Origin of the sequence: Streptomyces sp. NPDC046939 (genome assembly GCF_040644575.1) — a bacterium.
Lineage (GTDB): Bacteria > Actinomycetota > Actinomycetes > Streptomycetales > Streptomycetaceae > Streptomyces.
In genome coordinates this window covers 117,753-131,688 of the sequence record NZ_JBEYWV010000027.1, presented here as the reverse complement: position 1 = coordinate 131,688, position 13,936 = coordinate 117,753, and the positions used below count along the sequence as shown (strand labels likewise).

Sequence of the window (13,936 nt, the reverse complement as noted above, 5' to 3'; positions counted from 1 at the left end):
ACCATCCGAAATACCCACCCACCAGCACAACAACGAACTCGCATCAATGGCGAGAAACCCCGAACACCTCAGTGACCCCCTCCCCGAACCTCACACTGAGCGGATGCCTGAAATGGCCGGGAGCTGTCGTACACCACTATCCCGCCCGGTTCCAAGTCGGCTCTGTTGCGCGCTTGCTCTATGGTCTGCTTCCCTCTGGTGATCAGGGCGAGTTGGTACAACTCGGGGTCCGAGTCGCGTATCAGCTGTGCGGAGCGGTACGAAATCAGCTGTGAGTAAGACATGGTCGACAGTTGCACCGGTCCCAGATCCGCGGCACGGATGTGAGCCCCGAAATTCTCCACCTCCGGGAACTTGAACCGGGTGCTCACGAGGGCCAGCGCGGTTGTCTCCGCCCAGGCGGTCGTCCTCTCGACGGCAGGCAGGCAGGTGGTGTCCAGCACGGTCCTCATGACGGTCCCCCGTTGTGTCGTCACTGATCCTCGTGGATTGACCGCAGTCTCAGCTTCTGCCAGTGCCGACGGAAGACGCTTCTACGTCATTCGAGGCGCACCTCGGAAGCGGCCTGCCGACTCCTTGGCGAGGGCTGGACGCTGCTGGTCGCTGTGGGCCAAATCGAGTGCGCGGAGTGCTAACGACAGAACCCGGGCTCAACGGCAGGCTGTTGCCACCCGGCCGATCACTGGCCTCGTGTCACCTCCCAGGGCGGGAAGAGAACGGACACGAGGTGCTGTGGCAAGGCCGCAGTCAGGTCTCACAGGAGGTAAAAAGATGCGTATGAGGGTCGCAGCTGTTGCCAGCGGCATCGTGCTGACCGGTGGCCTGCTGGCCGGAAGTGCCGGTGCCGCCGGTGCCGCGCAGGCCGGTGCACAGGCGCCGGGGGACTGCCCGTCGGGCTACTTCTGCGTGTGGTCCGGGTCGAACTACACCGGCCACAGGCAGCAGGTGGCGGGCAACAACCCGGACCTGACCCAGTACTCGGTCTTCCAGTCCTTCAAGTCGTGGTACAACCACGGCGCTTCCTGCGACTTCAAGTGGTATTCAGCGAAGAACTACGGGGGATCCAGCGGGATCATAGTGAAGGGGCACCGGGAGTCCGACAGCGCGAGCCACTACATGAAGTCCAACAAGTGGGTCTGCTGACCAGCAGCCTGCCGCACGCGCAAGGGTCGTCGTTCAGGTGTGTGCCGTAAGCAGCGGTCCCGCGAACACCGCCGCTGCCTCACGGGCGGGCGACTCTGGTGCGCAGAGTGCCCCGGCGCGCAGCGCGGGCGACGCGTGCCCGCCTGAAGGCCGTCTCCGAGATCCTTCGGGTTCGGTTTCCAAGGACCCGTCCGGTCGAGTCGATCGGACGGGTCCTCGTGCTTCTCGGGCACGGGAGGCGGGGGCGGGCAGGGCTGAGCACCGTGTCGTATTCGCTGCACGCGTGCCGCTCACGTCAGGACGAGCACGGCGATGACCAGACCGATCACGTCGGTGGCGATACCTCTTTTGCGGCCCGGGCTCCTCTTGCCCGGATCCAGCCCCGTGGTCTCCTTCGGCGCGTTCGTCGAGGCCCGCACGGTCTGCGAGTCCAGCACCACGGCAGTGGGGTCTTCGTGCCGCTTGCGCATTTCACGGGCCTGACAGCGCAGCAGCTCGTGGGTGGTCTCGGCGGTTCCGTCGTCCCGCCATACGCCGAAGTAGTAGTACACCGCGCTCTTGGGCGGCAGGTCGTGGGGCATATAGCGCCACTGGCAGCCGGTCCGGGCCTGATAGAGGATCGCGTCCTTGAGCACGGGACCTCCGTTTCAGGACCTCTGCCGAAAGACCGCCGGTCGACGGTCTCACCCCATACTTGGCACCAGGGGGCGCAAGCGTTCGCGCGCCCGTCCCGACGTCCCCGTCGGCCTGGATGGAGCCACCGTGTAGTGCCCCGCAGCGTTTCGGCGCTGTAGGTGAGGGACCGCGAACGACGCGGTAGCGCCGACGGGCCGGGGCCCGCACGAGCTGACGGAGCGGGCGCGGGCCGGCCCCCATCCGGCCACGCTGATCCGCCGAGGGTGTCACTGGCAGTGCCACCCTCGGCTGTGGTGGTCTCGGGCGGGGGCTGGCTGGCATTCCGTGTGCGCCTCAGGGTGGAGCCATGACCAGCATCGACACCGCGCAGCCGACGGCCTCGGCATCTTCCCCTGTACGTATGAGTGCCCGTCAGACGACGGCGCTCGTCGTTCTCCTGGCGTCCCAGTTCATGATGGCCGCCGACTTCTCCGTGCTGAACGTGGCTCTTCCCGAGGTCGGGGTCTCGCTCGGCTTCTCGACCGGCAGTCTGCAGTGGATCACCACGATGTTCGCCCTGTGCGCGGCGGGCTGCACCCTCGTCTTCGGCCGGGTCGGTGACTTCGTCGGACGGCGCCGCATCTTCACGATCGGCATGGTCGTCCTCGCCGTCTCCTCCCTCCTGGGCGGTGTCGCCGGCACCCCCGCCATGCTTCTGCTGGCCCGCACGCTGCAGGGTCTGGCCACTGCGGCCGTCACCCCGGCCGCCCTCGCCCTGCTGACCACCGCGTTCACCGAGCCCGGTCTGCGCGCCCGCGCCCTGGGGCTCAACAGCGTGATGATGAGCGGCGGGTTCAGCGTCGGCGCGATCCTCGGCGGCGTGCTCACCGACGTCCTCTCCTGGCGGTGGGCGTTCTTCATCAACATCCCCGTGGCGATCGCGGCCATCATCGTTGTGCCCCTGGTGGTGGACGAGAGCCGGGCGGAGCGCCGCAGCCGGATCGACCTGCCCGGTGCCGTGCTGATCACCCTGGGCATGTTCGCCGGCATCTACGGCGTCACGCGGGTCGGGGAGGACGGTCTGGACGCCGTCGCCGCCGCCTCCCTCGTCGTCGCCGCCGTGCTGCTCGGCGTGTTCTGGGTGGTCGAGAGCCGTACGGCCGACGCCCTGGTCCCGGTGCACATCCTGAAGCAGCGGGACATCGCCTTCGGGAATCTGGCCGCGCTGTTCATCTTCGGCGGCGAGACCGCGCTGATCTTCTTCACCGGGCTGTACGTGCAGAACGTGCTGGGTCTGTCGTCCTTGCTCGCGGGTCTGGTGCTGCTCGGCATCGGCGTGGGGCAGATCATCGCCGGTGTGGTGGGCCCCCGCATCCTGCAGAAGGTGTCGCCCCGCTCCCTGCTGGGCCTGTCGCTGCTCCTCCAGGGCGCGTTCATGCTGTTCGGGGCGTGGGCGTCCGCGGACTCCGCCTGGCTGGTGCCGCTGATCGTCACCCAGTTCGTCAACGCCTTCTTCTCCATGCTCGCCGCACTGTGCTTCATGGTGATCGCCACCTCGTCCGCCGACGCCGACTCCCAGGGCATGGCCACCGGCATGGCCACGCAGAGCCAGCAGGTCGGCATCGCCATCGGCATCCCGCTGGTCAGCTCCGTCTTCGCGGCCGTGATCGGCACCGGCTCCCCCACTGTCGCCCAGGAGCTCTCCGGCATCCACACGGCGATCGCTGTGACCGGCACGGCCCAGGTCGTCATCGGCCTGGTCCTGTGGCTGGTCCTGCGCGGCCGGTCCCCCAAGCCGGCGACGTCCGTCTGAAATCCCCCGCGCGGACGTCGTCAGCGGCCGGTGAGCGCACCGCGCTCACCGGCCGCTTCCTGCCATGTGCCATGGAGCCGATTGCGCACGAGTCGGCCCCCTTCATAATGAGAGAGGTGGAGCAGATCATGAACGCGAACCTCGGCAGCTACCTTCGGCAGATGCGAGAGCGGGCCCAGCCGGAGAACAGAGGGCTTCCCTCGAGCGGCGCGCGTCGGGTCCCCGGGCTGCGCCGCGAGGAGGTGGCCGCCCTCGCGGGGGTGAGCCAGACCTACTACACCCGGCTGGAACAGTCCCACACGGCCCACGCGTCCCCGCAGGTGCTGCTGTCGATCGCGCGGGCGTTGGAGCTGAACAGCGACGAGCAGGACTACCTGTTGAAGATCGGTTCCCCGGAACAGCCGGGACAGCCCAGGCCGATGCAGGACGGACAGCTCGGGCTCTCCGCGCGCATGCTCCTGTCGTCCCTCGACAGCGTCGCCGCGGCCGTGCTCAACTACCGCTGCGACATCGTCGGATGGAATCCCCTCTTCCACGCGTTGTTCGCCCCGCACCTGGACTTCGGCCTCACCGACGACGCCGAGCGGCGGCCGAACATCATCAAGCTGAACTTCCTCGACGAGAACGTGCGCTCGCTCTATGCGGACTGGCGCACGGAATCCGAGTCCAACGTCGCCTATCTGCGCTTCATCTCCGGCGATCACCGCAACGACCCGCGGCTCGCCGAACTGATCGGGGAACTCGTCATACACAGCAGCGAGTTCGGGGCCCTGTGGCCCCGGCAGGACGTGGCGAACTGCGTGGAGGGCACGAAGCTGTTCCACCACCCCGTGGTGGGTGAGCTCGACCTGATGTACCAGTCCGCCCAGCTTCCGGACGGAAACATCCTGAAGTTCTACCACGCGGAGCCGGACTCCCCGCACGAGGCGTCGCTGCGCCTGCTGCGCATGGACCTCGGTTCCTGAGATCGCTCGCGGGCGGCTGCCACAGAAACGGAGCTGCCGTGGAGGGACCGTCCAGGTGACGGACTCCTCCACGGCAGCTCCGCTGCTTCGTCCCCTTCGTCACAAGCGGCGCAGCGCGGTCACACCCCACGTGAAGCCGGAGCCCGCGGTCGCCACGACGATCAGGTCTCCGCGGTGCACGCGGTCCCCGTCCTCCAGCTCGCGCAGGGCCTGGAAGGGGTCGGCACCGCCCAGATGGCCGTCCAAGTGGTACTGGAACACGCTGCGCTCCTCGGGTACGCCCAGTTCCGCGAGGTACTTCCGCTGGGTGTCCTGGTTGCCGTGGGTCACCAGGTAGTGGGCGACGGCGTCGGTGCCCTCGCCGATCCCCGCCAGCACCTCGTGCGTGAGGCGCGTGAAGTTCTGCAGGAACGCCTCGCCGAGCCCGTCGAGCTTGTCGCCGCGTTCGACCTTCACCTCCCCTTCCTTGAGCACGCCGTAGTACGAGTCCACCCACTGCGGGTCGGTGTGGTGGGCGGCGCCCAGCACCTCATAGCGCGAGCGCTCCGCCGACACCAGGACCGCGGCGGCGCCGTCGGCGAAGTTGAACAGCTCGACGTACCCGGTCGGGTAGTCCACGAGCTGGCTGAGGCGGTCGGAGACGATCACCAGGGCGTGCCGGTGCGCGCCGGCCCTCACCTGGTCGTCGGCCAGCTTCACGGCGACCATGCCGGCGTTGCAGAAGTTCGAGACCTCGAAGCAGTGCGCGTTCTTCACACCCAGCTCGCCGGCGATCTTCGCGGCCGGTGACCAGAAGGGGGTGCCCCACTCGCTGGAGCCCGCGTACACCACCAGGCCGATCTCGTCGAGCGGCACCGGGGTGCGCCGCAGCACGTCGCGTGCGGCGGTCAGGCCCAGGCCCCAGGACGTCTCGTCGTCGGCGAGTACCGAGAAGGTGCCGGAGGGCAGGATCTGCGCCAGCTTCTCCGGTGCGCAGCCCGAGGCGCGACCGACCTCGTCGACGGTCCGGCGCCCGGCCGGGCGGGCCAGGGCGTAGTCGGCTATTCCCACGTTGGATCCACCTGTTCAGTGTCGATTTCGGGTCAGACGTACTCGACGACCGCGTGCGGTACGTACGGGGCTTCGAGCCGGGCGACCTCGTGGGGTTCGAGGTCCAGGTCGAGCGCCGCCACGGCGTCCGGGAGGTGTTCGGTTCTGGTCGCCCCCACCACGGGGGCGGTGATGCCCGGCCGGCTGAGGAGCCAGGCCAGGGCCACCTGCGCCATGGGGACGCCCCGTTCGGCCGCGACCTCGGCGACGGCGGCGGCCACGGCACGGTCCGCCCGCTCGGTGGGCCCGTAGAAGCGCTCCTGGACCGGGTCTCCCGCGGTACGGGGGGACTTCGTGTCCCAGGGGCGGGCGAGGAGACCGCGGGCCAGAGGGCTCCACGGGGTCACGCCGACGCCTTCCTCCCGGCAGAAGGGCAGCATCTCCCGTTCCTCCTCGCGGTTGAGGAGGTTGTAGTGGTTCTGCATGCTGACGAACCGCGTCCAGCCGTTCAGCTCCGCGACGTGCTGGGCCTTGGCGAACTGCCAGGCGTGCATGGAGGAGGCGCCGATGTAGCGGACCTTTCCCGCCCGGACCACGTCGTGGAGGGCCCGCATGGTCTCCTCGACCGGGGTGTCGGGGTCCCAGCGGTGGACGATGTACAGGTCGACGTAGTCCGTGCCCAGGCGTCGCAGGCTCGCGTCCAGTTCACGGTGGATCGCGGACCTCGACAGTCCTCCGGACAGCGGGTTGTCGGTCATCTTCTCGTACACCTTGGTGGCGACGACGACGTCCTCGCGCCGCGTCAGCTTGCGCAGCGCGCGGCCGAGGAACTCCTCGCTCGTTCCCAGTGAGTAGATGTTCGCGGTGTCGAAGAAGTTGATGCCGAGGTCGAGGGCCTGCCCGATGAAGGACAGGCTCTCGTGCTCGGGCAGGGACCACGGGTGGGTGCCAAGGCCGGGCTCGCCGTAGCTCATGCATCCCAGGGCCAGTCGGGACACCTTCAGGCCGGATGCGCCGAGGCGGACGTACCGCACGGTGTCTCCCTCAGTTCGACGTGCTCGGGACCGTGTCGCCGACCTCGGTCAGCCGGCCCCAGGAGGCGATGTCGTCGTCGATCGGGATGTCGAGGCTGGCCAGGTACATCGCGGTCATGGCGCTGTGCCCGGCGAGGTGCGTGACCTCCGCGACCTCGTGCTGGGAGTAGAACTCGCGCAGCGCGAAGAACGCCTCGGCGCTCGCCTTGTGGTCCTCCATGCATTCGGTGACGTACCGGACCAGTGCGGCACGCGCCGGCGGCAGCTGGGCGTAGTCGGCCTCCTCGATCGCCTTGATCGCGAGGTCATCCAGACCGGCCTTGCGGGCCAGTGGGTAGTGCAGGAAGCGCTCGAACTCGCTGTCCCGCAGGTGGGCCACGCGCAGCACGACGACCTCGCGGTCGAGCAGGCTCAGCAGCCCGACGGTGAAGGTGCCGCCGAGGGCGAGGTGCGCGGCGGCGGAGTCCTTGGTGAGCAGCAGCGCCCTGGTGAGGTTGGACTGGAACTTCTCGTACACGGCGAGCTGTTCGGGCGTCATGTCCTCGACCTCGGTGAGGACGACGCGGGGGGTGGTCGGGGCTGTCATGGTGTCTCCTTGGGTGAGTGGTCGTGCTGACGGGGGCACGGAGCGTTCAGCCGGCCATCGTCAGCTCGGGCGGTGCGCTCGCGCGGGTGGTGCGGCGGCGGCCGAGCACGTGGACGACGGCTCGCACGGCGTGCTCCGGCCGGTGGACGTCGAGGGGCACTGTGGTGTCGAGGTGCCCGTCGGGGCGTACGAGGACCGCGTGGGCCGTGCGCGGCAGCCGGGGCAGCAGCGCACCGGCCGGGCGTCCGCCGAGGTCGTGGACGACCGTGTCCGCCAGTTCGCGGCGCAGCGGGGTGACCAGCGAGGTCCAGGCGTCGTACCGGTACTGGAGCCCCGGCCAGAGCAGGACGGTGTAGCCGTCCACGGCGAGAACGGGCGCGCCGCCCGCGTCGAGCCAGCCGAGCGGCACGCGTTCGCCGGGCACGAGTGTCTTGCGCCGGGGCCGCGGGCCGTAGTGGGTGTCCAGTTGGGCGAGGCGCGGGGCGAGGACCTTCTCGAGGGTGCGGGTACCGCTGCCGACGCGGTAGGCGAGGTCCCGGGCGAGCGTCTGGCGGCGCGTGGAGTACAGCCCGATGCGCGCCAGCCGGGTCGACAGGCCGGCCACCGCGTCGACGGCCGGGCGCCGCTCCGTGTCGTACGTGCGCAGCAGATCCTCCGGGTAGTCGCCGCGCACGACGCCTGCCAGCTTCCAGCCCAGGTTGACGGCGTCCTGTATGCCGGTGTTGACGCCCTGGGCCCCCGAGGGGCTCATGGCGTGCGCGGAGTCCCCGGCCAGGAAGACTCTTCCGCGGGTGTAGGTGCCGGCCGAGCGGACGTGCGCGGTGAAGACGCCGCTGAACTTCATCTCCCCGAGCTTCCGGTGGCCGGGCACCCGGTCGGCCAGCAGGGTTTCGAAGAAGTCCCGGTCAGGGGTGTCGCCCGCCCAGTCGTCGGGGACGCTGGCGCCGACCCGGAAGATTCCGTCGCCGAGCGGGGCGAGCACCATGTTGCCGCGGCGGGTCAGGTAGTAGGCGGCTTCGCTGCTGGTGGTCTCGCCGAGGATCTCCGCGTCCGTGATGGCCAGGCGGGTCCGCAGGGTGCGCCCGGCGAACTCGAAGCCGAACGCCTCGCGCACGGCGCTCTTGTAGCCGTCCGCGCCGACGACGTAGGCGTAGTGGCGCTTCTCCCGCCGCCCGTCGGGCAGTTCCAGCGTGCAGTGCACGCCGTCCGGGTCCTGGCCGCCCTCGACGAAGGTGGTGTCGTAGTCGACGGCGCCTCCCATCTCGGCGAGGTGGCTCTCCAGGACCTGCTCGGTGCGCCACTGCGGGATGGTGATGGCGAAGGGGTACGTCACGTCGCGCAGCCGGTCGAACCGGACGAGGCCGACCATCTTCTTCTGCGAGTAGTAGTTCATCTGGTCGAAGTAGTGTCCGCTGTCGACCAGTTTGCGGCCGACCCCGACGCGGTCCAGGAGTTCGAGGACGCGCGGCCACAGGATGGTGGCGCGTGAGTGCGGGCTCTCGCGGCGCAGCTTGGAGATGATGTCCACCGCGACGCCGTGCGCCAGCAGTTCGCAGGCGAGCACCATGCCCACTGGTCCGGCGCCGACGACCAGGACGCGCGGCTGTTCTCGTGTGCCCCCGGCCATGGGTCAGGCACCGAGGGGGCTCAGGCGGTGCACGGCCGGCGTGCGGGTGTAGGCGCCTTCGACCTCGGCCAGGAACTCGGCCACGTACGGCTGCTTCATGTGCAGGTCGATGGCGTCCTGGTCGGCCCACTCCTCGACCAGCACGAGGGTGTGCGGGTGGTCGGCGGAGCGCAGGGCGTCGAACCTGAGCGCTCCCTCCTCGGTGCGGGTGGCCTCGCACAGCCTCTTGAAGGCGGCCTCGGTGGCGGGGAAGCGGTCGGGCTCCACGTCGAAGACGACGGTGATCTCAATGCTCATGGGTGCAGTGCCTTGTCGGTGTCGGTTCGGGTGGTCGGGGCGTACGGGTCGCGGGCGAGGGCGTCGAGGCTGACGGCGGGCCCCCGAGCGGTGTCGGTGGCGCATACGGCCTCGCAGTCGCGGACGGCGACGTCGTGGGCGAGAAGGCGGGCGTGCGGCCCTCCTCCGGCGGGCCACTGGATGTCGAGGCAGGCCGCCGCGCAGGTGCCGACGAGCCGGCGGGGTTCTCGCGGCGCGTCCCGCAGGGCGGACGTCAGCAGGTTCAGGACGCCGCCGTGCGTCACCGCGAGGACCGCCCCCTCGGCCTGCCGCTCCCTGCGGGCGATGTCGGCCAGCACACGGGCCGCACGAGCGAGCACCGCGCGGCCCGTCTCCCCGCCGGGCGGGGCGTAGTCGAGGTCGTGCAGCAGCCTGTGGAGGGTGTGGGGGTGGCGTCGTTCGACGGTGGGGCGGTGCCGGCCGTCGAGTGCTCCCAGGTGGCGCTCGCGCAGCCCCTCTGCGCGGTGGTGGGGCAGGTGCAGTCGGCTGGTGGCGTACGAGGCCGTCTGCACCGCGCGGGTGAGGGGTGAGGAGTAGACCGCCGCCCAGGCGCCGGCGCGCAGGGTGGAGGCGGCGTCGCGGGCCTGGCGTGTGCCCGCCGCGTTCAGCGGGAGGTCGGCCTGCCCCTGGAACTCGTCGGCCGCGTTGCGGTCGGTCTCCGCGTGCCGCAGCAGGACGATGCGCACGTCGGTCGCGGCCTCAGACCGCGGCCGGCGCGGTGTCGTCCAGGCGCGCGATGACGTCTGCGGCCTCCTCGACGGTCTGCCTGGAATGCAGCGTGCCCTCTTCTATGGAGATGCCGAGGCGCTTCTCCAGGATGAGCGAGAGTTCCAGCAGAGCCAGCGAGTCCACTTCGACGTCCTCCAGGACGGTGCCGGTGGTGACCTCCTCGCTGGAGACCTCGAACTTGCCGGTGAGGATTTCGATGATCATTGTGGCGACGGAGCCGGTCATGAGGTGCCTCGTTTCAGTGGGAGTGGGAGTGCGAAAGGGCGTCGGGGATGCGGGACGGGGTCACGAGGGGGGCAGGTCGGGCCAGGTCACCGTGGCGGCGCCCCAGGTCGCGCCGCCCCCGAAGGCCGTCAGGAGTACGCGGTCGTCGGTGCGCAGCTCGCCCGTGGCCATGCCGTGCGCCAGTGCGAGGGGGATGGAGGCCGCCGAGGTGTTGCCCACCTGGTCGATGTTGATCACGGCCCGCTCCGCCGGCAGGCCGAGCTGTTCCGCGACGGCGTGCAGGATCCGGGTGTTGGCCTGGTGGCCCACGAGCCGGTCGACCTGCGCTGTGTCCCAGCCGGTGCGGGAGAGTGCCGTGAGCGACGACTGTGCCATGCGGCGCACGGCGGCGAAGAAGACCGACTTGCCCTCCATGCGGAAGTACCGGTCCTCCTCGCGGACGGGCAGGCCGCTGGAGCGTTCCTCGGCACCACCGCCGCGAACGGTGATGAGGTCGGCCATCGTGCCGTCGCTGGCCAGGTGGACGTGGTGCACGGCTCCGGGCTCGTCCGCCGTTCCTGCCCGGAGCAGAAGGGCGCCCGCGCCGTCGCCGAAGATGACGGCGGTGGTGCGGTCGGTCGGGCTGAGCAGGGTGCTGAACGCCTCGGCCCCGATGACCAGGACGCGCTCGGCGTGCCCGGCCAGCACCGCGGCGGCACCGGCCTGGAGCGCGTAGAGGAAACCGGAGCAGACCGCGGCGATGTCGTAGGCGGGAACCTCGCCGAGACCGAGCTTGGCGGCGACGGTGGGTGCGGTGGCGGGGCAGGGCCGGTCGGGGCTGGTGGTGGCGACGATCACCAGGTCGGCGGTGTCGTGGCCGGCGTTCTTCAGCGCGCGGCGGCCTGCCTCGGCCGCCAAGTCGCTCGTGGTGACCCCGGGTTCGACCACGTGGCGCTGGGCGATGCCGGTCCGGCTGCGGATCCAGGCGTCCGAGGTGTCGAGCCGCTGGGCGAGTTCGTCGTTGGTCACCACGCGGGCGGGCACATGGCCCCCCACCCCGGCGATCACTGCTGCTCGTGTCATGGAACGCGGTGGCCTTCCGGGAGTTGGTGGGCAACCGCGGAGCGCACGTGCAGGCCGGGGAGTTCGCCCGTGATGTCGAGGGTCCGCCAGGTCTGGCCGCGCATCGTGCGCAGCCGGGCGTCCTCCAGGGCGACGTGGACGGGCAGTTCGGTGTCGCCGCGGTCGGGGCGGGTGGCGGTGAGGGACGTCTGTCGCATCCAGAGCGTGTTGCTGTCCTGGCGGCGCATGCCGTCGAGGTCGTAGAGCATGACCTGAGCCATCTGGAGCGCCGCCACGAACGCGTCGATCATCGATACGGACGGCTGGTGGGTGCCCTCCAGACCGGCGCGGGGAACGGTCGTGTCGTCCTGGGAAAGGGTCAGTACCGCACGGGCCCGCAGCAGGCGGCGGTCGATGTCGACCTGTCCGATGCGCTGAGTGCGCCGTGTGAAGCCGGTACCGAAGTAGCGGTCGCGCGCCGGACCGAGGAGCGCCTCCAGGGGGGCGGTGCTGTCCCGTTCGGCCGGGGGCCCGCCCGCCGTGGAGTGCTCCACCTCCATGCGTACGCGCATGGAGCCGATCCCGCAGTCCACGCGGGACACGGCGCGGCCGGGCGCCACCGGCTCCGACCCCCGCACGGTGGCCACGGCGGGCAGGTCGGAGAGGTCCTCCTGGGGTGCGGAGCCCGCGGACAGCCGGACGCTTCGCAGCCAGGCGTCGCGCAGGTCGCCGCCGGGGCCGCTGAGGCAGACCTCGGCCAGCTGGGCCGCGACCACCAGGCCGTCGACCGTGCTGAAGTGAGGGCGCAGGTCCGAACCGGCCTTCTTCTTCGACCAGTCGGCCGGGTAGCGAACGCCGACCGTCGTGCGCGCCGTGGACTCGTCCTGCGAGCCGGGCCCGACGCGTACGTCCGCGATGTCGTAGGCGACGCGGCGGAAGCCGCGGCCGAAGAACCTGCCGGCGGCGGGCCCGAGCAGATCGTCGATGGACGCCGCCAGGGGCGGCGCTGGGCTCGTGGTCATCGGTGCTCTCTTTCTCGGCGGGGATCGCGTCCGGTTCTGCCGCGGGGCCCGGGTCTGCGGATCGCGCACGTCAGCCGGGCCGTGCAGACGCGCTGGTCCAGTTCGTCGCGGATGCTGATCTCGTACGTGGCCATCGACATCCGCTCGGCGAGCGGGGTGGCGGTGCCGCGGAGGACCCCTGAGGAGATCCACCGGTGGTGTACGCAGGAGAGGTCTATTCCCACCGCGTTCCCGCCGGGTCCGGCGTACAGATAGGCGGCGACGGAACCGAGCGTCTCCGCGAAGGCCGCATTCGCGCCGCCGTGCAGAATGCCTATTGGCTGACGGTTTCCGCTCACCGGCATGGTGCCCACGACGAGGCCGGGTTCACAGGTCAGTATTTCTATTCCCATACGCCGCGTCAGTTGCTCGTACGCGTAATCCTCATTCACGGGCATGGGGCCAAGCATGTCTTTCGGCATCTCCTGCTCCAGATTCTTGGCTGGATCGGCGTGCCGTGAGAAGTGAAGCAGTTCGGATCGGGTCCGGAAAGCATGTGGCCGCTTGATGTCATGTCACCGCCGCGCCTTCGCCGTACGTTTCCGGGAGGGCCGGCGGCAGATACCTGCCACGCGCGGCCACATCGGCCGGAGGGGTCGCGGGCGGGCGATAGGTTGCACGCAGGAACGGCCGCTCGACCGGCCTATGCGAGAGGAAGGACCGACGTGCAGAAGGTTTCGCTCGGCAGCCTTGAGACGTCCCGGATCGGCCTGGGCGCCATGTCCATGTCCGACTACTACACCGGAGCGCGCACCGACGACCGAGAGGCTGTCAGGGCCCTGCGCCAAGCCCTGGACCTGGGCGTGACCTTCATCGACACCGCCGAGATCTACGGCCCCTTCGTCAACGAGGAACTGGTCGGGGAAGCTGTCCGGGGGCGTCGGGACGAGGCGGTCATCGCCACCAAGTTCGGCCTCGTCTCGCACGCCGGCGCGGGCCCGGACACCATCGACAGCTCCCCCGCCAACGTACGTACGGCGGTGGAGGGTTCGTTGCGCCGCCTGGGCACCGACCACATTGACCTGCTCTACCAGCACCGGGTCGATCCGCGGACCCCGATCGAGGACACGGTGGGTGCCATGGCGGAGCTGGTGCAACAGGGCAAGGTGCGCGCCATCGGCCTGTCCGAGGCGGGCCTGGAGACGGTACGGCGCGCGCACGCGGTGCACCCTGTCTCCGCCCTCCAGATCGAGTACTCGATCTGGAGCCGTCGCCCCGCCGAGGACCTGCTGCCCGCACTGCGCGAGCTGGGCATCGGCACCGTCGCCTACTCGCCGCTGGGCCGCGGGTTCCTGACCGGCACGATCCGGAGCCGCGAGGGTCTGGACGCGGACGACTTCCGGCTCTCCACCCCGCGCTTCGGGGACGGGAATTTCGAGAAGAACCTGAAGTTCGCGGACACCGTGTCGGCGGTGGCCTCCGAAATCGGCGCCACCCCCGCCCAGGTGGCTCTCGCGTGGATCCTTTCCAAGGGTGAGGACATCGTCCCGATTCCCGGTACCAAGCGCGCCGAAAGAGTCGCGGAGAATGCCGCGTCCGCCTCTGTCGAACTCTCCGAGGAACAGATCTCGCGAATCGACTCGATCTCCCCTCCGGCGGGCGAGCGCTATTCTCCGGACGACTTGTCGCGCACCGGTATCTGATTACGTCCATTTGCGCCCCGGCAGTTAATTGCCACAATTGCTTCAACGTCTTCGGACGGCAGCGTTCCACTCCTAGCATGTCCTTGAGA

16 protein-coding genes are annotated in these 13,936 nt (G+C 69.9%); 4 read left to right on the top strand and 12 right to left on the bottom strand.

Annotated elements, in window-relative coordinates:
• Positions 1–68: 68 nt before the first annotated feature.
• Positions 69–452, bottom strand: coding sequence for a hypothetical protein (locus tag ABZ877_RS27610; RefSeq protein WP_361075979.1), 384 nt, complete (start codon positions 450–452; stop codon positions 69–71).
• A 325-nt stretch (positions 453–777) separates the two neighbouring features.
• On the opposite strand from ABZ877_RS27610, the gene ABZ877_RS27605 reads away from it, so the two are divergent.
• Entirely contained in the window at positions 778–1,143 is a 366-nt protein-coding gene (locus ABZ877_RS27605; RefSeq protein ID WP_361075977.1) for a peptidase inhibitor family I36 protein, read from the top strand.
• A gap of 290 nt (positions 1,144–1,433) precedes the next feature.
• On the opposite strand, the gene ABZ877_RS27600 is transcribed toward ABZ877_RS27605, so the two are convergent.
• Positions 1,434–1,778: a transposase gene (locus tag ABZ877_RS27600; protein ID WP_361075974.1), complete on the bottom strand. Its 345-nt coding sequence runs from the start codon at positions 1,776–1,778 to the stop codon at positions 1,434–1,436.
• 401 nt (positions 1,779–2,179) lie between these two features.
• Between ABZ877_RS27600 and ABZ877_RS27595 the strand changes: the two genes are divergently transcribed.
• Together ABZ877_RS27595 and ABZ877_RS27590 are read left to right on the top strand one after the other, a co-directional pair.
• Positions 2,180–3,571 carry an MFS transporter gene (locus tag ABZ877_RS27595; RefSeq protein WP_361075971.1) on the top strand — a complete coding sequence of 464 codons (1,392 nt, stop codon included), beginning with the start codon at positions 2,180–2,182 and terminating at the stop codon, positions 3,569–3,571.
• Between the two features lie 107 nt (positions 3,572–3,678).
• A complete protein-coding gene (locus tag ABZ877_RS27590; RefSeq protein WP_361075968.1) occupies positions 3,679–4,536 on the top strand; it encodes a helix-turn-helix transcriptional regulator in 858 nt (285 codons plus the stop codon).
• Positions 4,537–4,635: 99 nt separating this feature from the next.
• On the opposite strand, the gene ABZ877_RS27585 is transcribed toward ABZ877_RS27590, so the two are convergent.
• The 10 genes from ABZ877_RS27585 to ABZ877_RS27540 are packed head-to-tail and all read right to left on the bottom strand — an operon-like array spanning position 4,636 to position 12,602.
• A complete protein-coding gene (locus ABZ877_RS27585; RefSeq protein WP_361075965.1) occupies positions 4,636–5,586 on the bottom strand; it encodes a ketoacyl-ACP synthase III family protein in 951 nt (316 codons plus the stop codon).
• A 32-nt stretch (positions 5,587–5,618) separates the two neighbouring features.
• The gene (locus ABZ877_RS27580) at positions 5,619–6,599 is read right to left on the bottom strand and encodes an aldo/keto reductase (RefSeq protein WP_361075962.1); all 981 of its coding nucleotides are present in this window, start codon (positions 6,597–6,599) and stop codon (positions 5,619–5,621) included.
• A 10-nt stretch (positions 6,600–6,609) separates the two neighbouring features.
• On the bottom strand, positions 6,610–7,185 hold the full coding sequence (locus ABZ877_RS27575; RefSeq protein ID WP_361075959.1) for a hypothetical protein: 576 nt from the start codon (positions 7,183–7,185) through the stop codon (positions 6,610–6,612).
• A gap of 46 nt (positions 7,186–7,231) precedes the next feature.
• Entirely contained in the window at positions 7,232–8,812 is a 1,581-nt protein-coding gene (locus ABZ877_RS27570; RefSeq protein WP_361075956.1) for an FAD-dependent monooxygenase, read from the bottom strand.
• Between the two features lie 3 nt (positions 8,813–8,815).
• Positions 8,816–9,109 (bottom strand): putative quinol monooxygenase, encoded by a 294-nt coding sequence (locus tag ABZ877_RS27565; RefSeq protein WP_361075953.1) that lies wholly within the window; start codon positions 9,107–9,109, stop codon positions 8,816–8,818.
• Positions 9,106–9,834 (bottom strand): histidine phosphatase family protein, encoded by a 729-nt coding sequence (locus ABZ877_RS27560; RefSeq protein ID WP_361075950.1) that lies wholly within the window; start codon positions 9,832–9,834, stop codon positions 9,106–9,108. Before ABZ877_RS27560 ends, ABZ877_RS27565 begins: the two co-directional genes overlap by 4 nt.
• A gap of 13 nt (positions 9,835–9,847) precedes the next feature.
• Positions 9,848–10,102, bottom strand: a complete 255-nt coding sequence (locus ABZ877_RS27555; protein WP_361075947.1) for a phosphopantetheine-binding protein — start codon at positions 10,100–10,102, stop codon at positions 9,848–9,850.
• 60 nt (positions 10,103–10,162) lie between these two features.
• Positions 10,163–11,164: a beta-ketoacyl-ACP synthase III gene (locus ABZ877_RS27550; protein ID WP_361075944.1), complete on the bottom strand. Its 1,002-nt coding sequence runs from the start codon at positions 11,162–11,164 to the stop codon at positions 10,163–10,165.
• Positions 11,161–12,165, bottom strand: a complete 1,005-nt coding sequence (locus tag ABZ877_RS27545; protein ID WP_361075941.1) for an AvrD family protein — start codon at positions 12,163–12,165, stop codon at positions 11,161–11,163. The genes ABZ877_RS27550 and ABZ877_RS27545 overlap by 4 nt, the downstream gene beginning before the upstream one ends.
• The gene (locus ABZ877_RS27540) at positions 12,162–12,602 is read right to left on the bottom strand and encodes a hotdog fold thioesterase (RefSeq protein WP_361075938.1); all 441 of its coding nucleotides are present in this window, start codon (positions 12,600–12,602) and stop codon (positions 12,162–12,164) included. Before ABZ877_RS27540 ends, ABZ877_RS27545 begins: the two co-directional genes overlap by 4 nt.
• A 267-nt stretch (positions 12,603–12,869) precedes the next feature.
• On the opposite strand from ABZ877_RS27540, the gene ABZ877_RS27535 reads away from it, so the two are divergent.
• A complete protein-coding gene (locus ABZ877_RS27535; RefSeq protein WP_361075935.1) occupies positions 12,870–13,847 on the top strand; it encodes an aldo/keto reductase in 978 nt (325 codons plus the stop codon).
• The last annotated feature ends 89 nt before the right edge of the window (positions 13,848–13,936 follow it).